The 25,266-nt window shown below is 58.3% G+C and carries 24 protein-coding genes and 3 tRNA genes; 15 read left to right on the top strand and 12 right to left on the bottom strand.

Going from position 1 to position 25,266, the window contains the following annotated elements; genetic code table 11:
* The first annotated feature begins 103 nt into the window (after window positions 1-103).
* Complete coding sequence (locus DA915_RS06450) at window positions 104-1,207, top strand: COX15/CtaA family protein (RefSeq protein WP_035212501.1); 1,104 nt, start codon at window positions 104-106, stop codon at window positions 1,205-1,207.
* Between the two features lie 105 nt (window positions 1,208-1,312).
* Here the strand turns inward: DA915_RS06450 and DA915_RS06455 are convergent, their stop codons facing one another.
* The 6 genes from DA915_RS06455 to DA915_RS06480 form a co-directional block, all read right to left on the bottom strand.
* Entirely contained in the window at window positions 1,313-2,158 is an 846-nt protein-coding gene (locus DA915_RS06455) for an aminoglycoside phosphotransferase family protein (RefSeq protein ID WP_107675431.1), read from the bottom strand.
* Between the two features lie 7 nt (window positions 2,159-2,165).
* Window positions 2,166-3,098, bottom strand: a complete 933-nt coding sequence (gene argC, locus DA915_RS06460) for an N-acetyl-gamma-glutamyl-phosphate reductase (RefSeq protein WP_107675432.1) — start codon at window positions 3,096-3,098, stop codon at window positions 2,166-2,168.
* A 70-nt stretch (window positions 3,099-3,168) separates the two neighbouring features.
* Complete coding sequence (gene speB / locus DA915_RS06465; protein WP_003502332.1) at window positions 3,169-4,122, bottom strand: agmatinase; 954 nt, start codon at window positions 4,120-4,122, stop codon at window positions 3,169-3,171.
* A 129-nt stretch (window positions 4,123-4,251) separates the two neighbouring features.
* Window positions 4,252-4,719 (bottom strand): 30S ribosomal protein S9, encoded by a 468-nt coding sequence (gene rpsI / locus DA915_RS06470; protein WP_003496509.1) that lies wholly within the window; start codon window positions 4,717-4,719, stop codon window positions 4,252-4,254.
* Window positions 4,720-4,721: 2 nt separating this feature from the next.
* Entirely contained in the window at window positions 4,722-5,186 is a 465-nt protein-coding gene (gene rplM / locus DA915_RS06475) for a 50S ribosomal protein L13 (RefSeq protein ID WP_003502335.1), read from the bottom strand.
* A 252-nt stretch (window positions 5,187-5,438) separates the two neighbouring features.
* Complete coding sequence (locus tag DA915_RS06480; protein WP_107675433.1) at window positions 5,439-6,275, bottom strand: EamA family transporter; 837 nt, start codon at window positions 6,273-6,275, stop codon at window positions 5,439-5,441.
* 895 nt (window positions 6,276-7,170) lie between these two features.
* Here DA915_RS06480 and DA915_RS06490 point away from each other — a divergent pair.
* Both DA915_RS06490 and DA915_RS06495 read left to right on the top strand, forming a co-directional pair.
* Window positions 7,171-7,605: a CoA-binding protein gene (locus DA915_RS06490; protein ID WP_107675434.1), complete on the top strand. Its 435-nt coding sequence runs from the start codon at window positions 7,171-7,173 to the stop codon at window positions 7,603-7,605.
* 73 nt (window positions 7,606-7,678) lie between these two features.
* Window positions 7,679-8,962 carry an O-acetylhomoserine aminocarboxypropyltransferase gene (locus DA915_RS06495; protein WP_003502341.1) on the top strand — a complete coding sequence of 428 codons (1,284 nt, stop codon included), beginning with the start codon at window positions 7,679-7,681 and terminating at the stop codon, window positions 8,960-8,962.
* A 162-nt stretch (window positions 8,963-9,124) separates the two neighbouring features.
* Here DA915_RS06495 and DA915_RS06500 read toward each other — a convergent pair whose 3' ends face one another.
* On the bottom strand, window positions 9,125-9,580 hold the full coding sequence (locus DA915_RS06500; protein WP_107675435.1) for a MarR family winged helix-turn-helix transcriptional regulator: 456 nt from the start codon (window positions 9,578-9,580) through the stop codon (window positions 9,125-9,127).
* Window positions 9,581-9,749: 169 nt separating this feature from the next.
* Here DA915_RS06500 and DA915_RS06505 point away from each other — a divergent pair, with 169 nt between their 5' ends.
* The 3 genes from DA915_RS06505 (at window position 9,750) to DA915_RS06515 (ending at window position 11,318) form a co-directional block, all read left to right on the top strand.
* Entirely contained in the window at window positions 9,750-10,223 is a 474-nt protein-coding gene (locus tag DA915_RS06505) for a hypothetical protein (protein WP_243016482.1), read from the top strand.
* A 72-nt stretch (window positions 10,224-10,295) separates the two neighbouring features.
* Entirely contained in the window at window positions 10,296-10,808 is a 513-nt protein-coding gene (locus tag DA915_RS06510; RefSeq protein WP_060726152.1) for a hypothetical protein, read from the top strand.
* Window positions 10,809-10,976: 168 nt separating this feature from the next.
* Window positions 10,977-11,318, top strand: a complete 342-nt coding sequence (locus DA915_RS06515) for a cupin domain-containing protein (RefSeq protein WP_003502345.1) — start codon at window positions 10,977-10,979, stop codon at window positions 11,316-11,318.
* Window positions 11,319-11,338: 20 nt separating this feature from the next.
* On the opposite strand, the gene DA915_RS06520 is transcribed toward DA915_RS06515, so the two are convergent.
* Complete coding sequence (locus DA915_RS06520) at window positions 11,339-11,653, bottom strand: transcriptional regulator (RefSeq protein WP_107675436.1); 315 nt, start codon at window positions 11,651-11,653, stop codon at window positions 11,339-11,341.
* Window positions 11,654-11,742: 89 nt separating this feature from the next.
* On the opposite strand from DA915_RS06520, the gene DA915_RS06525 reads away from it, so the two are divergent.
* Window positions 11,743-12,513, top strand: a complete 771-nt coding sequence (locus tag DA915_RS06525; protein ID WP_192886424.1) for an SDR family oxidoreductase — start codon at window positions 11,743-11,745, stop codon at window positions 12,511-12,513.
* A gap of 20 nt (window positions 12,514-12,533) precedes the next feature.
* On the opposite strand, the gene DA915_RS06530 is transcribed toward DA915_RS06525, so the two are convergent.
* Window positions 12,534-13,787 carry a cytochrome P450 gene (locus DA915_RS06530; protein ID WP_192886425.1) on the bottom strand — a complete coding sequence of 418 codons (1,254 nt, stop codon included), beginning with the start codon at window positions 13,785-13,787 and terminating at the stop codon, window positions 12,534-12,536.
* 72 nt (window positions 13,788-13,859) lie between these two features.
* Window positions 13,860-15,107 carry a diguanylate cyclase gene (locus DA915_RS06535; protein ID WP_107675437.1) on the bottom strand — a complete coding sequence of 416 codons (1,248 nt, stop codon included), beginning with the start codon at window positions 15,105-15,107 and terminating at the stop codon, window positions 13,860-13,862.
* 452 nt (window positions 15,108-15,559) lie between these two features.
* On the opposite strand from DA915_RS06535, the gene clpP reads away from it, so the two are divergent.
* From clpP to DA915_RS06565, 5 genes are all read left to right on the top strand, one after another.
* Window positions 15,560-16,192, top strand: a complete 633-nt coding sequence (clpP, locus tag DA915_RS06540; RefSeq protein ID WP_003502355.1) for an ATP-dependent Clp endopeptidase proteolytic subunit ClpP — start codon at window positions 15,560-15,562, stop codon at window positions 16,190-16,192.
* 293 nt (window positions 16,193-16,485) lie between these two features.
* Complete coding sequence (gene clpX, locus DA915_RS06545; RefSeq protein ID WP_003496489.1) at window positions 16,486-17,763, top strand: ATP-dependent Clp protease ATP-binding subunit ClpX; 1,278 nt, start codon at window positions 16,486-16,488, stop codon at window positions 17,761-17,763.
* Window positions 17,764-18,177: 414 nt separating this feature from the next.
* Entirely contained in the window at window positions 18,178-20,595 is a 2,418-nt protein-coding gene (lon, locus tag DA915_RS06555) for an endopeptidase La (protein ID WP_003502358.1), read from the top strand.
* Window positions 20,596-20,884: 289 nt separating this feature from the next.
* Window positions 20,885-21,160: a DNA-binding protein HupB gene (hupB, locus tag DA915_RS06560; RefSeq protein WP_003502360.1), complete on the top strand. Its 276-nt coding sequence runs from the start codon at window positions 20,885-20,887 to the stop codon at window positions 21,158-21,160.
* 350 nt (window positions 21,161-21,510) lie between these two features.
* Window positions 21,511-23,709, top strand: coding sequence for an esterase-like activity of phytase family protein (locus tag DA915_RS06565; protein WP_107675438.1), 2,199 nt, complete (start codon window positions 21,511-21,513; stop codon window positions 23,707-23,709).
* Window positions 23,710-23,916: 207 nt separating this feature from the next.
* On the opposite strand, the gene DA915_RS28825 is transcribed toward DA915_RS06565, so the two are convergent.
* Window positions 23,917-24,054, bottom strand: coding sequence for a hypothetical protein (locus DA915_RS28825; protein WP_003502364.1), 138 nt, complete (start codon window positions 24,052-24,054; stop codon window positions 23,917-23,919).
* 320 nt (window positions 24,055-24,374) lie between these two features.
* Window positions 24,375-24,450: transfer RNA gene (locus tag DA915_RS06570), tRNA-Val, on the bottom strand.
* A gap of 41 nt (window positions 24,451-24,491) precedes the next feature.
* Here DA915_RS06570 and DA915_RS28830 point away from each other — a divergent pair.
* From DA915_RS28830 to DA915_RS06580, 3 genes are all read left to right on the top strand, one after another.
* Window positions 24,492-24,797: a hypothetical protein gene (locus tag DA915_RS28830; protein WP_162691269.1), complete on the top strand. Its 306-nt coding sequence runs from the start codon at window positions 24,492-24,494 to the stop codon at window positions 24,795-24,797.
* A gap of 99 nt (window positions 24,798-24,896) precedes the next feature.
* Window positions 24,897-24,973: transfer RNA gene (locus DA915_RS06575), tRNA-Asp, on the top strand.
* Window positions 24,974-25,014: 41 nt separating this feature from the next.
* Window positions 25,015-25,091: transfer RNA gene (locus DA915_RS06580), tRNA-Asp, on the top strand.
* Window positions 25,092-25,266: the final 175 nt, after the last annotated feature.

Genomic DNA, 25,266 nt, shown 5'->3' on the forward strand with positions numbered 1-25,266 from the left:
CCGCGACCGCATGCCGCAAACCCTGAGGCCTTGTTTTGTGGTGCCGGTTGGGGCTAATCAACATGACTGTATGAGGGAGACCTGAAAGATGCGTTCGAGCGGCATGACGATGGCAAATGGTTCTGCGGAAATGGTGGTGGAGGCTGCCCTGCAGAAACAGGAGAAGGACCGCCGCCTGCTGCGCATCTGGCTGCGCGTCGTGCTTTTCACGCTCGTCTGTCTGGTCCTCGTCGGCGGCGCCACGCGGCTTACCGAATCCGGCCTGTCGATTACCGAATGGAAGCCGATCCACGGCGCCATCCCGCCGCTTTCCGTTGCTGAATGGGAAGAAGAGTTCCAGCTCTACAAGCGCATTCCCCAATATCAGGAAATCAACAAGGGCATGTCGCTTGACGAGTTCAAGACGATTTTCTGGTGGGAATGGGCGCATCGCCTGCTTGCCCGCACCATCGGCATCATCTTCGCACTGCCGCTCGCCTTCTTCTGGCTGACCGGCCGCATCGAAAAGCGTCTGCGCCTGCCGCTGGTCGGCCTTCTGGCGCTTGGCGGCTTTCAGGGTTTTATCGGCTGGTGGATGGTATCGTCAGGCCTCGTCAACCGCACGGATGTCTCGCAATATCGCCTTGCCACGCATCTGACCATCGCCTGCCTCATCTTCGCGGGCTGCATGTGGATATTGCGCGGCCTGTCGCATCATTCGCCCGACGCCGCCGACGAAAAGACGGGCAGGGGCTTTGCTGCGTTGCTGACGGTGCTCTGTCTGTTCCAGATCTATCTCGGCGCATTGGTTGCGGGGCTGAATGCCGGCCTTTCCTATAATACCTGGCCGCTGATGGACGGCTCGCTGGTGCCGGGCGATCTCTTCCTGCAACAGCCCTGGTGGATCAACCTCTTCGAAAACCCCAAGACGGTGCAGTTCATCCACCGCCTCGGCGCCTATACGCTGTTTGCCGCCACGCTGTGGCATATGGTGTCGATGGCGCGCGCGCTGCCGAATACGCCACACGCCCGCCGCGCCGTACTGTTCTTCGTGCTGGTTTCCATTCAGGCGGCGCTCGGCATCACCACGCTTTTGATGCATGTGGATATTCATGTCGCGCTTGCTCATCAGGGCATGGCGCTGATCGTGCTTGGTTTTTCCGTCGCCCACTGGCGCGGGTTCATCGGCGAATATCCTGCGCCGGTTTCGGTCGAAATCAGGGACTAGAGTATGCAGGTTCATTCTGAACCTGCATACTCTGGATTCTTTTGTTTTCGTTTATCTTTTCGGGAAAACCGGGTTCCACTTTTCCCTGACAAACTCTGAGCCTGCTCAGAACTGTTTCAGGACGGCCTTGATGGTTGCCGCGACGGCGAGTTCGTTGTCGCGCTCTTCCGCATTATCGTCCTCTTCGTGCCACGTGGCCGAAAGGCAGCCATAGGCGAAGGCATATTGCAGCAACAGCCGTTCATCCCGTTGCAGCGTCTTAGCGAAAATCGCCGCCATGGAGGCGATGCGCGCCTCGCTACGGGTGAGGTCGAAACGGTCCAGCGGATTGGAGAACATGTTGGCGACGTCGAATGCCGCATCACCAATCAGGCCTGACGGGTCGATGATGATCCAGCCGCGTTCGCTGCGCATGATGTTCTCATGGTGCAGATCGCCGTGCAGCGGCTTGATATCCCGCTGCTTGCCGATCAGTTCCTGCGCAAGCGTGGCCGCCTCGATATAGGGGCTTTCCACGCCGTCAGTGCGGTCCTGTTCGGCCTTGCGGAACAGGCTTTCGAAATAGAGCGGCAGCGTCAGCAGGCTTGAGGGCGGCGTCTGCTGCGATGGCTGATGATATTCCAGCAGAACGTTAGCGGCGATTTCCGTGGTGGCATCGTCGTCACCGTCGCGGAACAGCACATCGCGCAGCGTCTCGGTTCCGGCATGCTCCATCAGCAGAATGTCGTCCGAGCGGTCGAGCAGCTCCACGCAGCCGACACCTGCGCGCCATGCGATGAAATCCGCACCGCGAAGGCTGTCTTTCAGCACTTTCTTTTTCAGGACCTTGGCAACGGCAAGGGAACCGTCCTTGCGCGTCAGTTCGTAAACGATGCCGGCTGGTGTATCGGCGATGCGTTTTGCGGCCTCGATATTCCACGAGGCCGGAAAAGATGGCGTGGTGCTGTTCATGCAAGTCTCATGCGGAGAGCATCAGTTCCATGTTCTGGACGGCCGCGCCAGACGCACCCTTTCCGAGATTGTCGAGCAGCGCGACGAGATTGATATGCTCGCCGCCCGGCGTACCGAAAACGAAGAGCTTCATCGTGTCCTTGCCCGCCAGTTCTTCGGCGTCAATGCGCGCGAGGCCCTTGCTTTCGGCCAGCGGCACGACGCTGACGATGTCCTGTCCCGCATAGTGGGCGCTCAGCGCCGCATGGATCGTTTCGATGGTCGCGCCTTCCTTCAGGTCAGCGGCAAACAGCGGCACCTGCACGATCATGCCCTGCGGGAAACGACCGACGGAGGGCGAAAACAGCGGTGCACGGTCGAGCTGACCGTGAATGGTCATCTCCGGCACATGCTTGTGCTTGAGCGTCAGGCCATAAAGGAAATTATTGGCGCTGATTGAGTCATCGCGGCTCTGGTCTTCCATCTGTGCGATCATCTGCTTGCCGCCGCCGGTATAGCCGGAAACCGCATTGACGCTGACCGGATAACCGTCCGGCAGGAGGCCTGCGGTGCGTAGCGGGCGCAGAAGGGCGATCGCGCCGGTCGGGTAGCAGCCCGGATTGGCGACGAGGCGGGCGGAACGAACCTTTTCGCCCTGTTCCTTATCCATTTCGGCAAAGCCATAAGCCCAGTCCTGATGGACGCGATAGGCGGTCGAGGTATCGATGATACGGACATTATTGTTGCCGGCCACCATGGAGACGGCTTCTTTCGAGGCATCGTCGGGCAGGCAGAGGATCGAAATGTCGGCGTTGTTGAGCATGTCCTCGCGCATCGCCGCATTGCGGCGCTCGGCCTCAGGGATGGACAGCAGCTCGATATCGCGGCGACCGGCAAGGCGCGTGCGGATCTGCAGACCCGTGGTGCCGTGTTCGCCATCGATGAAGATCTTCGCTGTCATGTCCTTGTCCTGACTTTTCAAAGGGTTGCGAGGGTATTCGGAATCAGTTCGGTAGGTGCCGTTTTCTTTGTCAGCCGGCCTTCGCCAGCCGTTCGGCACGCAGGCCAAGCATATACATTGCAACGGTGGCTCCGGCAATGGCGGTAATATCAGCATGGTCGTAAGCGGGGGCGACTTCCACGACATCGGAACCGCGAATATCCAGCTGGCCAAGCCCGCGTAGAACGGAGAGAATTTTCGCACTGGTCGGCCCGCCGGCGACAGGCGTGCCGGTTCCCGGCGCAAAGGCTGGATCGAGGCAATCGATATCGAAGGTCAGATAGGTGGGCATGCCGGCCGTGTGCTTGACGATCAGCGAGGCGATATCGCTCGCCCGCATTTCCTCCACCTCGTAACCATGGAGAATGCGAATGCCGAAATCGTCAGGCGCATGGGTGCGGATGCCGATCTGGATCGAACGGTCGGGATCGATCAGGCCATCGCGCACGGCGCGCGCCACGAAGGAGCCGTGGTCGATGCGCTTGCCGTCATCGAACCAGGTGTCCTGATGCGCATCGAACTGCACCAGCGCCAGCGGCCCGTGTTTGGCGACATGCGCCTTCAGGAGCGGCCAGGTAATGAAATGATCGCCGCCGAGCGTCAGCAGATAATCCGTCTTGGAGATGATCCGGCGCGCTTCCTTTTCGATCGTGTCAGGCGTTTTCCAGTGGTTGCCATAGTCGAGCAGACAGTCGCCGTAATCGATGGTGGGCATATGGGCGAAGAGATCGCGCGCGAAGGGATATTGCGGGTCGTTGTCGAAAATCGCCGAAGCCCTGCGGATAGCCTGCGGCCCGAAGCGCGCACCGGGGCGGTTGGAGGTTGCTGCATCGAAGGGAATGCCCCAGATGGCAGTCGATACGCCCTTGAGGTTCTTTGTATATTTGCGCCGCATGAAGGAGAGCGCACCCGCGTGGGTCGGGTCGGTGGCGGCAGATGTCAGCGTCGTGGCGGAAAAGGCATGGTCGATTGTTTTGGCCGGCATATGTCACCCCATCGCGTTTTGCGCTGAAGGTGCTGTCTTCGCGCCGAAAAAACAAGGGAGCAGACATGAAAAAAGGCGAAGCCGAAGCCCCGCCTTTCGAAGTTCTGAGCGAACCGTTCCGAGAAGCGATTAGCGCTTGGAGAACTGGAACGAACGGCGGGCCTTGGCCTTACCGTACTTCTTACGCTCGACAACGCGGCTGTCGCGGGTCAGGAAGCCACCCTTCTTCAGAACGGAGCGCAGGCCCGGTTCGAAGTAGGTGAGCGCCTTGGAAACACCGTGACGTACGGCGCCGGCCTGGCCGGAAAGACCGCCGCCTGCAACCGTTGCAATGATGTCGAACTGACCGGAGCGGGCAGCTGCGACCAGCGGCTGCTGGAGGATCATCTGCAGAACCGGACGTGCGAAATACGTGGTGAAATCGCGGCCGTTGATGATGATCTTGCCAGAACCGGCCTTCACCCATACGCGGGCTACGGCGTTCTTGCGCTTGCCGGTCGCGTAGGAGCGGCCGAGCGTATCAACCTTGCGGACGTGCACGGGAGCCGAAGCTTCCGATGCCGGGGCGAGGTCTTTCAGAGAGGAAAGATCGGCCATTATCAGGCGCTCCTTACGTTCTTCTTGTTAAGCGCGGCCACGTCGAGAACGGTGGGCTGCTGTGCTTCGTGCGGATGGTTCGAGCCGGCGTAAACGCGCAGGTTCTTCATCTGGCGACGGCCGAGCGGGCCGCGCGGGATCATGCGCTCGATGGCCTTTTCAACGACGCGCTCCGGGAAGCGGCCTTCGATGATCTGGCGAGCCGTACGCTCCTTGATGCCACCCGGGTGACCGGTGTGCCAGTAGTACTTCTTGTCGGAGTACTTGTTGCCGGTGAAGGCAACCTTTTCAGCGTTGATAACGATGACGTTGTCGCCATCATCAACGTGGGGGGTGTAGGTAGCCTTGTGCTTGCCGCGCAGGCGGGTTGCAACGATGGTGGCGAGGCGACCAACAACGAGGCCTTCGGCGTCGATGATGACCCACTTCTTCTCCACCTCAGCGGGCTTCTGAACGAAAGTAGACATAGATTTCACTTTCTAACGTGGACCCGTCATCCTCTTCATGAAAGAGCATACGGGCGTTTCTTGTTGCTTGGTTTGGTTGCCATCAAGGACAACCGCAAATGACCCTATTCCGGCTGGAATCCGATCTGGCGCGCTTATACGGTGCGCGAGCGAAAGCGTCAATATGACGGATTTTGGAGGTCGTAAAAATAATATAGTAAAAACAATAACTTGATAATGGGGTATTATTTTACCTCACCAAACGAACCCGTTTTACCCCAGTCGCATCACCAGAACGCCCGCTGCTATGATGCCTCCGGCAAGATAACGCCAGATGCTGGCGCGTTCTTTGAGGATCACCACGGAGATTACCAGCGCGAAGAGAATGGAGGTTTCCCGCAGCGCCGCGACGACGGCGACGGGCGCCTTGGTCATGGCGTAAAGCGCAAGTCCGTAGGACAGAATGGAGCCGCCGCCGCCGATCAGGCCGCGCCACCAGTTGCGTCGGACATGCTGGACGACAGGGCCGACGCCGCGCTGGAAAAAGGCAAAACCGAAAAGCAGCACCGGCGGCAGAAGCGACATCCAGAGCGTATAGGAGATGGCGTTGCCGGAAAGTCTTGCGCCGACACCGTCGACGAAGGTGTAGGACGCGATCACGAAGGCGTTGAGCAGCGCGACCAGAATAGCCTTTCCGCCGCCACGCCTTGCCTCGAATACGAGTGTCAGGATGCCGCCGGAGATGATCGCGATCCCGGCAAGGGCCAGCGGGCTCAAAACCTCGCTCAGGAACAGGCTGCTCGTCGCCGCGACGATCAAAGGAGCCACACCGCGCATGACGGGATAGACAAGGCCGATATCGCCGATCGTATAGGCGGCGGCGACAAGGCGGAAATAGGCGAATTGCAGAACGGCCGAAGCGATCAGGAAGGGAATGGCGACCGGCGTGGGGAAGGGCAGGAAAGGCAGAAACGGCAGTGAACAGGCCGCAGCTCCCGCCGCAATCAGTGAGGCGTCCAGTGATTTGTCGGATCCGGATTTGACCAGCGCATTCCATCCGGCATGCAGCATCGCGCCCAGGAGCACCAGAAGAAGAATGTCAAATGTCACAATAGAGACTCGCTCGCGGGCTACTTTGGGCAACCTACAGCATCGGCCTGAAAACCGGAATCGATTTTCGGTGAGGGCGACGCGCCCCTGCGAATTGTTCGAGTGAGCGTTTTGCGCCGGTGGAACCGCCCACAAACGACATGTGCCAGCGGCTGATATTGCAACACGCGTAAAATTCTTGCTTTGTGCATGTCAGGCGCGCGCGGAATGATTTTCCTCCGGCGCGATATGGTATTCTGCTCAGGATTTCATCCGTCAGATGGTGGCATGAGCGCTGGGCGCACAGCTTGTGGTTTCGATTCGGAGCGTGTTTTGGCCCATAATACTACCTGTTTTGTCAAATAGCTCCGCTGGGTGCTTCGGTCGGAAGGTGTATCAATTGGATGAGATGTACATGAAAAGAAATTTCATATCTGCTATGAACGGCTTACTGTAACGTTGCAGATTTGTTTATAGATTGATTTACAGAATAACTTTCTGAAAATTAGATAGCTCTAATTCACCTGCGAACGGAATGAAAACAAACAGGAGACGAAGGGCGCATAACTTGCACGCTAATGTTGTTTGGGCCGCTTTTGTGCCGGTTTGCGCCATTTTGAAAACTGGACAAAATTAGTCAATACAACCGGGATTCTAGTGTTTTGGTGAAATCATTTTGCGTGGACGAAAACGTGCCACTGCGCCACGATAGGTCTGTCGTGGTAGCGATTTTCGGCCGGGCAGGGGTTCAAGACAGCAGGGAAGCTTCCTAGATGGGAAGGGCAGGCGCATTCGGCAGTGTCAGGAATGCGTCGGTGGAATTATGCAGACGAGGCTATGCTCGCGCAGCTTTCAAATGGCGCATCTGCATTGGTATTCTTCAAACCATGTGACGTTCCAAGAGGGATAAGTTGACATGCAGCATGATAGTTACGAGCCCGATTACCTCAGGAGAATTCTGACTAACGTCAAAACCATCGCGCTGCTCGGCGCTTCGCCCAACCCGGACAGGCCGAGCCATGGCGTCATGCGCTTCCTGCTGTCCAAGGGTTACCGCGTGTTTCCGGTCAATCCCGGCCAGGCAGGCAAGGAGATATTGGGACAGAAGGTCTACGCCAGGCTCGCCGATGTTCCCGAGCCGGTGGACATGATCGATGTTTTTCGCGCGCCGGAATATTTATCGGCAATCGTCGAAGAGGCGATATTGCTGCCCGAGCGACCATCGGTGATCTGGGGCCAGCTTTCCGTTCGCGATGACAATGCCGCCGCCAAGGCGGAAGCCTATGGCATAGAGGTTGTGATGGACCGTTGCCCTGCAATTGAGTATCCGCGTCTCAATATTGTGCGATAGTTGGTACGGATCGGACTTATCATTTGGCCGCAAGGCATTATGATCCCTTCAAAATTCCATTGGAGGAAACATTATGCCGAGCAGCAATCCCGGGTTTTCAACGCTGGCCGTCCACGCGGGCGCACAACCTGATCCGACCACCGGCGCGCGTGCGACACCCATTTATCAGACGACGGCCTTTGCTTTCCGCGACGCCGATCACGCCGCCGCCCTGTTCGGATTGAAAGAGTTCGGCAATATCTACACGCGAATCATGAACCCCACCCAGGCTGTTCTGGAAGAGCGCGTGGCGGCGCTGGAAGGCGGCACGGCGGCGCTTGCCGTGGCGTCCGGCCATGCCGCGCAATTGTTGGTCTTCCATACCCTCCTGCAGCCCGGCGACAATTTCGTCGCCGCTCGTCAGCTTTATGGCGGCTCGATCAACCAGTTTGGTCACGCCTTCAAGGGCTTCGACTGGCAGGTGCGCTGGGCTGACGCCACCGATCCGGCCAGCTTCGAGGCGCAGATCGACGACCGCACACGCGCCGTCTTCATCGAAAGCCTTGCCAATCCCGGCGGTACTTTCGTGGATATAGCCGCGATTGCCGATGTCGCCCACCGGCACGGCCTGCCGCTGATCGTCGACAACACCATGGCGAGCCCCTATCTGCTGCGGCCGCTGGAACACGGCGCTGACATCGTACTGCATTCGCTGACGAAATTCCTTGGGGGGCACGGCAATTCCATGGGCGGCATCATCGTTGACGGCGGGACCTTCGACTGGTCGGCGACGGATAGATATCCGGCGCTGTCGCAGCCCCGGCCGGAGTATTCCGGCGTCGTGCTGCACCAGACCTTCGGCAATTTCGCCTTCGCCATCGCTTGCCGCGTTCTGGGATTGCGTGACCTCGGACCGGCCATTTCGCCCTTCAACGCCTTCCTCATCCTGACGGGCATCGAGACACTGCCGCTGCGCGTTCAGCGCCATTCCGACAATGCGCTCGCCGTCGCCAAATGGCTGAAGGCGCATCCCAAGGTCAGCTGGGTGCATTATGCCGGGCTGGAGGACAGCGACAACTACGCCCTCCAGCAGCGATATTCGCCAAAGGGCGCAGGCTCCGTCTTCACTTTCGGCGTCAAGGGCGGTTATGCGGCCGGCAAGGCGCTGGTGGAAGGGCTGCAGCTCTTCTCCCATCTCGCCAATATCGGCGACACGCGCTCCCTCGTCATCCACCCGGCCTCCACCACGCATGCGCAATTGACACCGGAACAGCAGACGGCCGCCGGTGCAGGGCCGGATGTGGTTCGCCTGTCGATCGGCATCGAGGACGTCAAGGACATCATCGCCGATCTCGAACAATCGCTTGCCAAGCTCTGACGTGGTTCGTCACGCGAGTTTGGTACTCGCGTGACCCACGATGATATCTAGTGTGATTGTGCGGCCGCCGGAAAACCATGAAATATGGGGTTTTCGGCGGCAACGAATTTCAGTGTTGCGGCTTCGCCGGAATTCGCACCGAGATACAGTCACTCGGCTAGCTTATTTCTTCTGCGAGGAGATGATGAAGTCCTTTGAAATGGCGCATGATTTTTCCATGAAGCCAATGATGAGCTGCAATTGCTCTTCATCATATTCCCCATAGAGCGCCTCCATCTTTTCCTGAAGGGGCGCATACATCTGAAACAATTCCCGCATTTTTTCAGGATGGGGCGCTGCCAGCACGCGCCGGCGATCCGCAGGATCGGGCAAACGTTTTATGAAACCCGCCTTCTCCAGCCGGTCGAGCAGCGCTGTTATCGCCCCGGTCGTCAGGCCGGTCGCTCTTGCGAGCTCGCCCGCACTTGCCTGGCCCTGCATTTGAAGGATGTCCAGGCATTCCAGATCGGTGGTGTTCAATCGAGCCTTTGCCGCGATGGCCTGGCTGATGAGCAGCGATTGCGCGCTGGCCAGGCGAAGTACATCCGTCAACCGGCGATCCATGATATCTCTTGACATTTAAATATCTCAATAATTAAGAAATGATAGTCATCAAGATAATTGGCTGAGCCAAACTTCGCTAGCGGTAAATGAATGCCTACGCCTGCGTGCGTCGAAAAAGTGCAAAAGGCGTGCAGGCCGAACATGCACCCGCAAGCATCACGGCGATGGTTTCTGGAAGAGGGGGATGAAGACAATGTTCGAGCCGTTGGTTTTCAATGCGATCATCGTCGCCGGTTTTCTTGGCGCCGTCGGGCTGGGCGGCGGCATCTACGAAACACTTCTTGTCGATAGGGTGTGGCCTTCTCGGCCGATGCTGATCCAGCCTGAACGGGGCGGGATCAACCGGAAACTCTTTTGGGGCCCTATTCATGGGCTGTTCGAGGTGGCGCTGCTGCTGGCAGTCTGGCTGACATGGGCCCACCCCGCAATTCGCCTTTGGATATGGTCGGCGCTGGCGGCGCATCTTGTCGCGCGGATCTGGTCATTTGCGTATTTCATCCCGATGGCGCTACGGTTTGAGGCGGAAACGGCCGGTGACATGGCGGCTGATTCCAGAGCGGCGGCCAAATGGGTCCGACTGAGCCGCTGGCGACTGCCCATCGAGTTGCTCGCCGTGATCTTCCTGTTCATTGCGCTGGCGAAATCAGCGGCAAACTGAGCGTGTCATTTCGGTTTACGCCGAATCTGCCTAGAACAGGCCCTTGCACTCCCATCGCGAAAGATAGGCCATATGAAAAACCGAACCGGAATGCTCCGCATCGTCACCCTTCTCCTTGCGATCGGGGTCGCGGGTATGGCTGATATACCTGTCGTCGCTTCGATTTCGCCGGCAAAGGCGGAGGCGGAATATTTCCCGACTCAGAAGGATTTTGTCGGAAAGTGGAAACTCAGCGGTGCGACCAGCCGCCCGCCGCGCGATATGAAGACCGCGCCCACCGCCCAGCAGGAAGCGGATGCGACACTGTTCCAGGAGACGGTAACGACATTTTACTCGGCGTTCGACTATCTGGAGATCACGGCGGACGGTCGTTATAATTTCCATCAGGCCGGTGATCCCTCGGGTTCATGTGTCTGGTGCGGAACATGGTCTTTCAACAAGAGTTCGCTTTGGCTGAAGCTGGATACGGCGCCCAGGCTCGATATTTATGCGAAGGACGGCGATATACAGATGACCTACACCGCCGAACCCGACAAGAAGTCGAAATATACCTGGCTGGTTTTTGGCTGGACGAGGATGGAGTGAACGGCATCTTCTCCCGCTGCAAAGCCGCGACGGGAAACGGGGCAACGAGCAAGCGTTCGCCGTCCATGAAATCAATTTTAAGTTGTATTTGAAGTTGAAGACGTTTGACGAAGCGCTCACAAATGAGCAAAGCTATTTTACCAACCACGTTTGATGGATCCGGATGTCATGGCGAATTTTCTGTCCTTTGATGATGTTACCGAGGTGGAGCATGGCGCGCCTGCGCCGGAAAGGCTGATCTCCGGCGATCCGAGATTCACCACATGGAATATCGAGGAGGCTCCCGGCGGCATCTATGCCGGCATCTGGCAGTCCACGCCCGGCAAATGGCGGGTTGTTTATGACGAGTGGGAATATTTCAACATTCTCGAAGGCCATTCCATCCTGACCGAAGATGGCGGTGCGCCGCGCGATCTGAAACCCGGTGACCGCGTTATCCTGCGTCCGGGCTTTGCCGGCACGTGGGAAGTGGTGGAAACGACACGCAAGGACTACGTCATCCGGCTCTGAGGCCGGATGCGGTTTGGTGCTTATTGCTTATCGAATTTGAGAATTGATGGAAGGAGTCCGGGAAAGCGGGCTTCCATATCCTCAATGCGCACAACGCTGATATTTTCGACGCCCTGTTTATGGGTGCGGATCAATCCTGCCTCACGCAGGATTCGCATATGGCTGGACAGGGTGGAGCGCGGCATATCCTGACAGGGGGCTGCCGCACCGCAATTCTGCCCGGCCTCCGACCCCCATAATTTGCGGATGATGCCCATGCGCGCGGGCTCGCCAAGGGCGGACAGCACGGCGGTAAGCGATATGTCCTCGCGAGCGGGATGAAAAAACTGAACCATGGACCGCCTGTAGCATATGGATTGACAAGCTTCAATATTTCAATAAAACCGAAATACCGAATTATGGTAATTCGGAAATTATGATATTCATGGAGTTTGCAATGTCTGGACTATTCAGCGGACAGGTGGTCGTCGTCACGGGCGGATCGACAGGCATCGGCTTTTCAGTCGCCAGGTTGTTTCTGGAAGGCGGCGCCTCTGCGGTCTATGTGACGGGCCGCAATTCAGCCAATCTCGACGCCGCCGTCGCCAAGCTCGGGGAAGGGGCAATCGGCTTCGTTTCCGATGTTGCCAAGCTTTCGGATCTGGAACAGCTCAAGGCTCGCATTGAAGCCGACGGGCGAAAGGTGAATGTGTTGGTCGCCAATGCCGGCATCGCCGAGAACAACGATCTTGGTGCGACCCATGAGGCGCTCTACGACCGGATTTTCGACATCAACGTGAAGGGCGTGTTCTACACGGTGCAGACGTTGTTGCCGGTACTGAAGGACGGCGGTTCGATCGTATTGACGGGGTCGATCGTCGGTAACAAGGGCATGGAAAAGCTGAGCGCTTACAATGCTTCGAAAGCGGCAGTTCGCTCATTCGCCCGCAGTTTTGCCAATGATCTGAAAGCGCGGGAAATCCGCGTCAATACGGTGAGCCCGGGCGTTACCCGCACGCCGATCATGGAAAATGGCCTGAAGATGGACGATGAGAAGATCGCCGGTTTCAAGGCCTATCTGAAGGATGCGGCACCGATCGGCCGTATGGCCGACCCCGACGAAATCGCCGAGGCGGTGTTGTTTCTGGCATCTTCCAAGGCCAGCTATATCACCGGCGTCGAGCTCTCGGTTGATGGCGGTCTGGCCCAGATTTAAGGCTGAATCCTCCCTCTGCCTTACCAGCTGAGATCGAGCCGCTCCAGGCCATGGAAATGATAGACATCCTTGACCTTGGGCGGCTCGGCAATCTTCAGGCCCGGCAGGCGTTTGAAAAGCAGGGGCAGGGCGAGATTAAGCTCCAGCCGTGCAAGCGGTGCGCCGATGCAGAAATGGATGCCGGCGCCGAAAGAGACGTTGGCGCCTTCGTTCCGGTCCGGCCGGAAGGTCAGCGGATCGGAAAATTTTGCCGGGTCGAGATTGGCGGCTGCCAGGATGAGGCTGACCTTGTCGCCGCGCTTGAATGCGACGCCGTCGATTTCGACCGGTTCCAGAACCCAGCGCTGGAAAATATGAACCGGGGCGCAGATGCGCAGGGTTTCTTCCACCGTGCGTTCCGTGGCGGCCTCGTCGTGGAACAGGGCCTCCGGAGAAATGCCGCTTTCCAGAATGATGCGCACGGAATTGCCGATCTGGTGCACGGTCGCCTCGTGCCCGGCATTCAGCAGCACGATGGTGGTGGAGATGAGCTCGTCGTCGGTCAGGTACTGGCCCTTGTGCTCCGTATGGATCATGTGGCTCAGCAGGTCATCCTTCGGCTCCGCCCGCCGCTCGGCGATCACGCTGCGCACATAGTCTGAAAATTCATGCGCGGCCCTGTCGGCCAGAAGCTCGTCCTCGGGCGTGCGCTTGAACATGTACATGCCGACATAGGCATGCGACCATTTCAGAAGCTGCGGCCCCATCTCTTCGGGAATGCCGATCATGCGGGCGATCATCGTCACCGGGATGATATCGGCATAAGAGGAGAGCAGCTCGGTTTCGCCCTTGCTCTCGAAGGCATCGATCAGGCGGTTGGCGAGTTCCTCGATTTCCGGTTTCATCTTGTCGACATGCCGAGAGACGAAGGCGCGGTTGATGAGCGTGCGCAGCCGCGTGTGTTCCGGCGGCTCCAGCTCCAGAAGCGAATGCTGCTCGGCGGCGTCGAAATGCTTCACATGTTCCAGCGGTTGCGGCAGGCCGATTTCCTCGCGGCTAGCCACATGCAGGATCTGCCGTCCGAAGCGGCGGTCGCGCAGAAGTGCGCTGACATGGTCGTAACCGGTGAAGAACCATTGCCGCTGCTCCTCCCAGTAAAAGGTGGGACATTGCCCATGCAGGGCGGCATAAACCGGGTTCGGATCGTTGTAGAAGGCCGGGTCGCGGGCGTCGAGTGAAACGCGGCGGGTGGCGGGATCGATCTTGAGAAAGGGAAATGTCGCTGTCATGCCCATGGTTTATTCCGCGCGTGGCGCTTTGGGAAGGGAGGGGAACTCCCCTCCGTCTGTCACTGGATGGTTACATCGTCATCGACTGGCGATGGCGGATATCCGGTTCAGCGCCGCAACCTGGCGGTCGGCATTGTTGTCCATCGGGTTTTCGTCGCGGTCCGAGGCGGGCACGACGACATTGGCCGAATTGACGTGGATGACGGTCCGGTTGCGCCCGGCCTTCTTGGCAGCATAGAGCGCACGGTCGGCTTCCGTCATCATGGTGTTGAGGTCGGCATCCCTGATCATGGCTTCGGCGATGCCGACGCTGGTGGTCACCTCGATGCTTTCACCACGCGAACTGATCTTCGACTGGCGCAGATTGCTGCGGATGGCTTCCGCAAGCGTCGCTGTGCTGGAAGGGCTTTCGACTTCGGCGACCAGCGCGAATTCCTCGCCTCCCATTCTGACGAAAAGGCCGCGATCGCCGATCACACGCTGGGCGATATTGCAGAAATGCACGAGGACCGCATCCCCGGACTGATGGCCGTATCTGTCGTTGATCTTCTTGAAATGGTCGATGTCGAACAGCACCAGCGCCACGTAACGGCTGGAGGCCGGCGACCTTTTCTTGATGCGCTCGAACTCCTCCAGCAGACCGCGACGGTTGAGAACGCCGGTCAGATGATCGGTCATGGCGAGTCGGTGAAGACGAATCTCCGTGTCTTCCATGATGATCTTGGCGCTGATCATGATGATGGCCGTGAAACCGAGCATGCCGGAAATGGAGAGCGCCGATGTCATGGGAATGGCATTGGGGATTGCGGCATTGGCCGGGATGACGATGGATGCGACGATCGCTCCGGCAAAAGCCTGCAGGATCAGGATCGTGGCCAGGACCTTCCGGCTGCGTGATGCGCACGCCCTGCTGGCAAGAAGAACGCCGGCGAGCATAAAATAGCCCGTGGCCGCGCTGGCATGATAAAGCAGGATGCGGGCGACCATGTCTTCGCGCACGGGCGGCACGAACATTCCGGCGATCCACAGCAGAGCCGGAATAGCAATCCAGCCGCCGCATTTGCGCTGCTCGAAGCGCAAGAGGCCCGCCAGCCAGAAACCGAAGGCGGAAAGCGCCAGCGTGTTGCCGACCTGAATGGACAGAAAACTGGAAATATCTCCGCGAAACGCCACCAAGACAGTGCCGATGCCTGTGGCGAGGAAACCGGCGGCGAAATAGAGATTATGCCGGCGGGAAGGGCGGTGCAGCCACAGCGTTCCCAAAAGCACGGCAAGGGTGAACGTTTCCGCCGCCCATAGTAGCGTGCTCGTCTTTGCATCCAGCATTGCAAAATCCTATCTGCGCCATCATGCGGTAAAAGCGGGCCCTCTCGCACAAGGTGCGTTATGCCCGCTGGAATTGTTGAGCTGCCATTTCGCCCGGATGGGCCCATTCCCCAACGGGAACCGGAAATTCGCTGGCCAGTATCAGCAGCAAATACTAACGAGTTCTTGCCGGTGAGAAGTTATATCTGTGCATGGCGGGCGATTTTTGCCCCCGTCGCGCGCCATAGTAAAAAATTGGTGGCGGTGAGGGAAAGAGGCCCGGCCGGGCCCGCCCGGTTCGAAACCCTTGCCAAGCCGGGCCTCGGCGGCCTGCAAACGCTGTTGAGCCGTTAAGGATATGCGGCTTCGTGTCTTGAAGTACGGGGCAGGGACACTCTATGTAGGGAGTATGAAGGTTAGAAGTGATTCCGGAGCGGTTTTCCGCGAAGGGCAGAGTTTGACAAAGGACGGACATGAAAAATCCAGTTGATACCGCCATGGCTCTGGTGCCGATGGTCGTAGAGCAGACCAATCGCGGCGAACGCTCCTACGACATATTTTCCCGTCTTCTCAAGGAACGCATCATTTTCCTTACCGGCCCGGTGGAAGACCAGATGGCGTCGCTCGTCTGCGCGCAGCTGCTTTTCCTCGAGGCTGAAAACCCGAAGAAGGAAATCGCGCTCTACATCAATTCGCCGGGTGGCGTCGTGACCGCCGGCATGGCGATCTACGATACGATGCAGTTCATCCGCCCTGCGGTTTCCACGCTCTGCGTCGGTCAGGCCGCGTCCATGGGCTCGCTGCTTCTGGCTGCCGGTGAAAAGGGAATGCGTTTCGCCACCCCGAACGCCCGCATCATGGTTCACCAGCCGTCCGGCGGTTTCCAGGGCCAGGCATCGGATATCGAGCGCCACGCCCGCGACATCATCAAGATGAAGCGTCGCCTGAATGAAGTCTACGTGAAGCATACTGGCCGCACGCTCGAAGAGGTTGAAAAAACCCTTGATCGCGACCATTTCATGGATGCAGACGAGGCGAAGGAATGGGGCGTGATCGACAAGATCCTGACCTCGCGCCAGGAAATCGAAGGCGCCGCCGCGAATTGAGGCGCGCCGCTTTTTGACGTTTGTTTGAACCCGCAAAAGTAATTTCGGGGCTTTCAACCGCAACAGAAAGCGATATTAGTATATATAAAGGCTATGTTGAATTTTTATGACGTGGCCTTTGGTTTGATGGGGAATTCGTTGCAGCCGGTTGTCAGCTCATGTATCTGATACCGGTTAGTACCCCGGGAAACGAGGCGGATACGGCGATGCACCCCAAGGGCTGCCGTATCGGCGGGCGGTAAGTTGACCGCGATCCGTTTGGCGGACCTGCGGCGTGCTGGAAGGAAAGAGATATGAGCAAAGTCAGCGGCAGCAACGGCGGCGACTCTAAGAATACACTCTATTGTTCATTCTGCGGCAAGAGCCAGCACGAAGTCCGGAAACTCATTGCCGGACCGACGGTATTCATCTGCGATGAATGCGTCGAATTGTGCATGGACATCATCCGTGAAGAGAACAAGACATCGATGGTGAAGTCGCGCGAGGGTGTTCCCACCCCGCAGGACATCATCAAGATCCTCGACGAATATGTCATCGGCCAGAAGCAGGCGAAGAAAATCCTGTCGGTGGCCGTTCACAACCACTACAAGCGCCTCGCGCACGCCTCCAAGAACGGCGATGTCGAGCTTGCGAAGTCGAACATCATGCTCGTCGGTCCGACGGGTTGCGGCAAGACCTATCTTGCCCAGACGCTCGCCCGCATCATCGACGTTCCCTTCACCATGGCGGACGCAACGACGCTGACCGAAGCCGGTTATGTCGGCGAGGACGTGGAAAACATCATCCTGAAGCTGTTGCAGTCTGCGGATTACAATGTCGAACGCGCCCAGCGCGGCATCGTCTATATCGACGAAGTCGACAAGATTTCCCGCAAGTCGGACAACCCGTCCATCACGCGCGACGTGTCGGGCGAGGGCGTTCAGCAGGCGCTTCTGAAGATCATGGAAGGCACGGTCGCTTCCGTTCCGCCGCAGGGCGGCCGCAAGCATCCGCAGCAGGAATTCCTGCAGGTGGATACGACCAACATCCTGTTCATCTGCGGCGGCGCGTTTGCCGGCCTCGACAAGATCATCTCGGCCCGTGGTGAAAAGACCTCGATCGGCTTTGGTGCGACCGTCAAGGCGGAAGACGATCGCCGCGTTGGCGAGGTTCTGCGCGAACTGGAGCCCGAAGACCTGGTGAAGTTCGGTCTCATCCCGGAATTCATCGGCCGTCTGCCGGTTCTGGCGACGCTGGAGGACCTCGACGAGGATGCACTGATCCAGATCCTGTCCGAGCCGAAGAACGCGCTGGTCAAGCAGTATCAGCGCCTGTTCGAGATGGAAGATGTGGAACTGACCTTCCACGAGGACGCTCTGCGCGAAATCGCCCGCAAGGCGATCACCCGCAAGACCGGCGCCCGCGGCCTGCGCTCGATCATGGAGAAGATCCTGCTGGATACCATGTTCGAACTGCCGACGCTGGAAGGCGTACGCGAAGTGGTCATTTCCAACGACGTCGTCAGCGGCGTCGCCCGTCCGCTCTACATCTATGCGGATCGTCAGGAAGAAAAGACCAACGTTTCGGCCTGATCGACCGGTCCGGTACTTTGATGAAATCAAAAGGCCCGCATCCCGTGCGGGCCTTTTCTGTTGTCGACAGGTGTGAAACTTGCGCCTAACTTGGCGAAGCCCGATTTTGCGTTTGGAGCGGATTGCGCTTTGCTGATAAAGTCTTACAACTGATTTGCAGCGCGATATGACGGAAATGTGAATTCCCGTCGGCGACCCGGTTCCTGACCTTCAAGGATAACCGGAAATGTCGGGAGTACTAGCCGGCGCTGGGTTTTGTTGAATTTCACGGTCTTGCCGCTCAGCGGGATCGTCTGTTCCGGCGACTTGAAATCGGTGTTTCGAAACTCCATTTTCAGTCTCGAGAAATGAATGTGCCGGATGCCCCAAGCTGTCCGGCAAAGTGTCCCGAAAGGGACCATGAAAGGAAATGATATGACGAACATCACGTCTGCGGCATCTGGTGGTACCTATCCGGTACTTCCCCTGCGCGACATTGTCGTTTTCCCGCATATGATCGTTCCCCTGTTCGTCGGGCGGGAAAAATCCATTCGTGCGCTCGAGGAAGTCATGGGTTCGGACAAGCAGATCATGCTTGTCACCCAGATCAACGCCAGCGATGACGATCCGGCTCCCGAAGCCATCCACAAGGTCGGCACGGTCGCAAATGTCCTGCAGCTTCTGAAGCTTCCCGACGGCACCGTGAAGGTGCTGGTGGAAGGCAAGGGCCGCGCCCAGATCGACAGCTACACCGGCCGTGAAGACTTCTATGAAGCCACTGCGACGCCGTTGCAGGAGCCTGCCGAAGATCCGGTCGAGATCGAGGCGCTGTCGCGTTCGGTCGTTTCGGAATTCGAGAGCTATGTGAAGCTCAACAAGAAGATTTCGCCCGAGGTTGTCGGCGCTGCCGGCCAGATCGACGATTATTCGAAGCTCGCTGATACGGTCGCTTCGCACCTGTCGATCAAGATCACCGAAAAGCAGGAAATGCTGGAAACCGTCAGCGTGAAGCAGCGGCTTGAAAAGGCGCTTGGCTTCATGGAAGGCGAGATTTCCGTGCTGCAGGTCGAAAAGCGTATCCGCTCGCGCGTCAAGCGCCAGATGGAGAAGACCCAGCGCGAATATTACCTGAACGAGCAGATGAAGGCGATCCAGAAGGAACTCGGCGACGGCGAGGACGGCCGTGACGAGATGGCCGAACTGGAAGAGCGCATCGCCAAGACCAAGCTTTCCAAGGAGGCCAAGGAAAAGGCCGAAGCGGAAATGAAGAAGCTTCGCCAGATGAGCCCGATGTCCGCGGAAGCGACCGTCGTGCGCAACTATCTGGATTGGCTGCTCGGTCTACCCTGGGGCAAGAAGTCGAAGATCAAGGCCGACCTCAACGCCGCAGAGAAAATCCTCGATCAGGATCATTTCGGTCTCGACAAGGTCAAGGAACGCATCGTCGAATATCTGGCCGTGCAGGCGCGCGCGTCGAAGATTCGCGGCCCCATCCTGTGCCTCGTTGGCCCTCCCGGCGTCGGCAAGACCTCGCTCGCCAAGTCGATCGCCAAGGCGACCGGCCGCGAATATGTGCGCATGGCGCTTGGCGGCGTGCGTGACGAAGCGGAAATCCGCGGTCACCGCCGTACCTATATCGGCTCCATGCCTGGCAAGATCGTTCAGTCGATGAAGAAGGCCAAGAAGTCCAATCCGCTCTTCCTGCTCGACGAGATTGACAAGATGGGCATGGATTTCCGTGGCGATCCGTCTTCCGCACTGCTGGAAGTTCTCGATCCGGAACAGAACTCCACCTTCATGGACCACTACCTTGAAGTGGAATACGACCTGTCCGACGTGATGTTCGTGACCACGGCCAACACGCTGAACATTCCGGGTCCCCTGATGGACCGTATGGAAGTGATCCGCATCGCCGGTTACACCGAAGACGAAAAGCGCGAAATCGCCAAGCGTCACCTGTTGCCGAAGGCGATCAAGGAACATGCCCTGCGTCCGGAAGAGTTCTCGGTCAGCGATGACGCTCTGATGATCGTGATCCAGCAGTACACCCGCGAGGCGGGCGTGCGCAGCTTCGAGCGCGAGCTGATGAAGCTGGCGCGCAAGGCCGTCACCGAGATCATCAAGGGCAAGGTCAAGTCCGTGGAAGTCACCGCTGCCAATGTTCCGGATTATCTGGGCGTTCCGCGGTTCCGCCACGGCGAGGCCGAGCGCGAGGATCAGGTTGGCGTCGTCACGGGTCTGGCCTGGACGGAAGTCGGCGGTGAGCTGCTCACCATCGAAGGCGTGATGATGCCGGGCAAGGGCCGCATGACGGTCACCGGCAACCTCAAGGAAGTGATGAAGGAATCCATTTCGGCAGCGGCATCTTACGTCCGCTCGCGCGCCGTGGATTTCGGCATCGAACCGCCGCGCTTCGACAAGAGCGACATCCACGTCCACGTTCCGGAAGGCGCAACCCCGAAGGACGGACCGTCCGCCGGTGTTGCCATGGCAACCGCCATCGTCTCCATCATGACCGGCATTCCGGTCTCCAAGGATGTGGCGATGACGGGCGAGATCACGCTTCGTGGTCGCGTGCTGCCGATCGGCGGCCTGAAGGAAAAGCTGCTTGCGGCCCTTCGCGGCGGCATCAAGAAGGTGCTGATCCCGGAAGAAAACGCCAAGGATCTGGCGGAGATTCCAGATAATGTGAAGAACGAGATGGAGATCATCCCGGTATCGCGCATGGGCGAGGTTATCAGGCACGCCCTTCTGCGCCAGCCGGAGCCCATCGAGTGGGACGGCAGCATCGAGACGCCTGTTATCGCTACGGTCGAAGGCGTCGACGACGGCAGCCAGACCATCGCACATTGATACATGCTTCGTCGCGAGGGGCGGGAATCGCCTTTCGCGACGGGTGCTGCATAGATTCAATATGTTAGGTGTCGGAAGGCGCATTCTGCGCTCAACTCCGGGCAAGTGATGCGAATTTGGCACGAATATGTGGAAGGCCGGCAGAAATGTCGGCCTTTTTTGTGAAAAAAATCGCAGACCCCTTGTTTTTCAGGCGATTCCAGCGCTTTTGGGTTGCTGCGCGCGGATGCAAACGTATTCTGCGCCGGCTTAATTTGAGTCGTTTCAAACCATTGAAAGGGGTGGAAACATGAACAAGAACGAGCTCGTCTCTGCTGTTGCCGAAAAGGCTGGTCTCACGAAGGCAGATGCTGCTTCCGCTGTTGATGCCGTATTCGAAACCGTACAGAGCGAACTGAAGAACGGTGGCGACATTCGCCTCGCTGGCTTCGGCAGCTTCTCCGTTAGCCGCCGTGAAGCCTCCAAGGGCCGTAACCCTTCTACGGGTGCTGAAGTCGATATCCCGGCTCGCAACGTACCGAAGTTTTCCGCAGGCAAGGGCCTGAAGGACGCCGTCAACTCGTAAGGTTTCCGGAAAGCCGCAACGCCCGGCGGCGGGCGGGCGGCTTTTCAGGTTCACGAGGAAACATGTTTTGACGCGCTGACGCCTTCATGCCGGCTCAAAACCGGGCGGTTTTTCGAAATGCTTTTCGGACAGCCCGGTTCTCAATCCGGCAGGATGTAAACGAAAGTAGGGAGCGCGCCTGTGCAGCCTCCATCCGGTCACACGGTGCTCCGATACGCGGAATGTGCGCAGAAACAAGAAAGCCCGGTCTCCATGGCCGGGCTTTTTGATTCCCGACAGGAAATGTCATGCCACTGTCATGTCTTTGACGCAGAAGCCATGGGGTATTTCTGGACCCAAGGGGGATTAAAATGGCGTTCCGATTTTCTCAAATGGCCTTGACTGCTGCTCTGCTCACGTCCGTGGCCTTGCCGGCCGCTGCCGAGCCGGTTTTCAACCGCATCGCGTCTTTCCCGGTGGCGAAAAACCTTCCCGCGGACAAGGACGCCAAGTCCGTCACCTCGGCTGAAATCATCACCGCCAGTGAAGACGGCAAGACGCTGATCTATTCGGACAGCCCGCTCGGGGGCATCGGTTTCATCGACATCACCGACGCGAAGGCCCCCAAGGCCGGCGGCGCATTGCTGCTGGAAGGCGAGCCGACCTCTGTTGCCGTTGCTGGTCTCAAGGTTCTGGCCGGCGTCAATACGTCGGAAAACCGCGCCAACCCGTCCGGCAAGCTGGTGACGGTCGATATTGCCACGAAGAAGATCGAGGCAAGCTGTGATCTCGGCGGCCAGCCCGATTCCGTCGCCGTTTCCCCTGATAAAACCTTTGCCGCCATCGCGATCGAAAACGAGCGTGATGAAGACGTGAACGAAGGCGCACTGCCGCAGATGCCCGCCGGCTATCTGGTAACGGTCGGCCTGAAGGACGGCGTGGCCGACTGCGCGACGCTGAAGAAGATTGACGTTACCGGTCTCGCCGAAATTTCCCCTGAGGATCCGGAGCCGGAATTCGTCTCGATCAACGCCAATGGCGAGATCGCTCTGACGCTGCAGGAAAACAACCATATCGTCATCATCGATGGCAAGACCGGCACGGTGAAGACGCATTTCTCCGCCGGCAAGGTTGATCTGGAAGGCATCGACACGAAGACCGACGGCCAGCTGAAGTTCACCGACAAGCAGGAAGGCCGCAAGCGCGAGCCGGACGCCGTCAAGTGGCTGGACAATGACCGTATCGTCATCGCCAATGAAGGCGACTGGCAGGGCGGTTCGCGCGGCTTCACCATTTTCGACAAGACCGGCAAGCTTGTTTATGAAGCCGGTGCTTCGCTCGAGCGCGCGGTTGCCGCCATCGGCCACTATCCGGAAAAGCGCTCCAAGGCCAAGGGCATTGAGCCCGAGGGTCTGGAAGCGGCAACCTTTGATGGCCAGAAGTATTTCTTCGTGCTTGCCGAGCGCGCTTCGGTGGTCGCCGTCTACAAGGATACCGGTGCGGAGCCGCAGCTGACGCAGCTCCTGCCTTCGGGCGTCTCGCCGGAAGGCGCCGTCGCCATTCCGTCGCGCAATCTCCTTGCTACGGCCAATGAGGTCGATCTGATCGAAGACGGCGGTGTCCGCTCGCATGTCATGCTTTATGAGCGCGCCGAAGGCCAGCCTGCCTATCCGCAGCTCGTTTCCGCCACCGTCGACGGCGCGCCGATCGGCTGGGGCGCTCTTTCCGGCCTGGTCGGCGATGCTGAGAAGCCCGGCATTCTCTATGCCGTCTCCGACTCGGTCTATGGCAACCAGCCGTCGATCTTCACCATCGACGCCACGAAGAAGCCTGCCACCATCACCAGCGTGCTGCGCGTCAAGCGTGACGGCATTGCTGCTCAGAAGGTCGACATCGAAGGCATTACGCTTGATGGCAAGGGCGGCTTCTGGCTGGCCTCTGAAGGCGACAGCGCCAAGCTTGTTCCGCACGCGCTCTATAACGTCAACGCCAAGGGCGAAATCAAGGCCGAGATCGCTCTGCCGAAGGAACTCCTTTCCGGCGATACCCGCTTCGGTTTCGAAGGCGTGACCATGATCGGCAAGGGTGACGACGCCACGCTGTGGATGGCCGTGCAGCGCGAATGGGGCACGGATGAGAAGGGCTTCGTCAAGCTCGTCTCCTATAATCCGAAGTCCAAGGAGTGGGGCGCCGTGCGTTATCCGCTCGACAAGACCGAGGCAGGCTGGATTGGCCTTTCCGAAATCACCGCGCAGGGCGACTATGTCTATATCGTCGAGCGCGACAACCAGATCGGCGACAAGGCCAAGATCAAGAAGCTCTACCGCGTTGCGATCGCGGACCTGAAGCCGGGCAAGATCGGCGGCGAACTGCCGCTGGTGGCCAAGCAGGAAGCCCATGACTTCCTGCCCGACCTCAAGGCCCAGACCAACGGCTACGTCGTTGACAAGCTGGAAGGCTTCACCTTCGACAAGGCTGGAACGGCCTATGCCGTGACCGACAATGACGGCGTGGACGATTCTTCCGGCGAGACGCTGTTCTTCACCGTCAACATGAAGGCGATCAACTGATCGAGCCGAAAGGCGCTGTAAATGAGAAAAGCCGGGCTATGCCCGGCTTTTTTGTGCGGCGAGGGCCCCCCGGGCCGGGTTCCCCGATTTTGCGCGATTCCTGGCGATGGCTAGCTATTGAAATCAGCATTGCCGCTTGGATATCGGATTGTGGAGGATTTCGTCCGGAGACCGTCCGGGAAAATACTACGGGTCGACCGTAACGGATCACCGCCCCATGGAATTTTTGCTTTTGGGAGTATCTTGTTTTTCTGAGTCCTGCTGGACCCAGCGGAAAAAAATATAAACAGGCAGCGCAATAAGCGCGAGTGTTACAAACGCGTCGATCGACATGGTTTCATCCATCAGTTCAACCGTTCATCATGAAACGGTGCGCAAACAATGCCCGAAATCTCTTTAAAAAGTCTGAATCCGCTTATTTTTCGGTATGTTACGCGGTGGCACAGGGATTCGGTGAAGCTGTCGGAATCCGAAACGGACGTATCGATTTGGAATAGATGAGGGCTGGAAAACGATTCCGGTGGTTCCGGGCTCGGATTGATACGCCCAGCGACGAGATGCGGGGCAGGGCCGGCTGATTCCAGATGCGGAAAATGCAGGACAAAAGACCGCGCCAGCTGAAGAACATTCAGCTCATAACATGTGAATTTGAGAAGTTTGGAAAATGGTGGGCGATGAGAGACTCGAACTCCCGACATCCTCGGTGTAAACGAGGCGCTCTACCAACTGAGCTAATCGCCCTTCGCGTCCTGCGGATCATGTCCGCCGCGTCGGTGGCCGTGATGTATTCGGATCGGAAAAAAACCGCAAGGGCTTTTGTGAAGTTTTTTTGTTTTTTTTCGGAGCGGCTTTTCCCTCCGTCGAAGGGGAGGGGCAAAAAGCCGGGAACTGCGGGCTTTTTGGTGAAATCAGAAACCAATGACGCCTTGATGGCCCTGGGGAAATGCCGTCGGGGAAGCCGCTCGCTGTGGACAAGTTTTTTGTTTTCGTTGGGAAAAGCCCGCAAAACAGGGCGTTTGCTGGAACGCCGATCAAAGGCCCCAGGGTTTTTCCCGATCAAAATCAAAAAGCTTATTCTTTTGTCGTGAAACCTGCTTGACACCCCCGCACGAACGCCGTAGTTAGCCGCTCAACGAACAGCCGAGGCTGGTTCGTACGGCGGGGCAAGGTCCTGTCCGTCAGGATAAGCGGGTGTAGCTCAGTTGGTTAGAGTGCCGGCCTGTCACGCCGGAGGTCGCGGGTTCGAGCCCCGTCACTCGCGCCATCCTGTTCCTCGGAAAAAACGCAGATGAATGTCTGTGGAGCGCGGGTGTAGCTCAGTCGGTTAGAGTGCCGGCCTGTCACGCCGGAGGTCGCGGGTTCGAGCCCCGTCACTCGCGCCATTTCTTTCTCTTGAAATGTCTCCTCAAAACCAGATCGACGCGCTGTTTGCACGCCTCGGTTTTTGACGATTCCGATGCTTGATTCCGGCCGTTTCAAACGCGATTTTTCCTGCTTTTTTTAGTCAAGTTTCGATATCGGGATATCGTCACTTCACCGCCGTTTCGACGTAAAATT

This window comes from Agrobacterium sp. LAD9 (assembly GCF_003031125.1).
GTDB classification, from domain to species: domain Bacteria; phylum Pseudomonadota; class Alphaproteobacteria; order Rhizobiales; family Rhizobiaceae; genus Agrobacterium; species Agrobacterium radiobacter.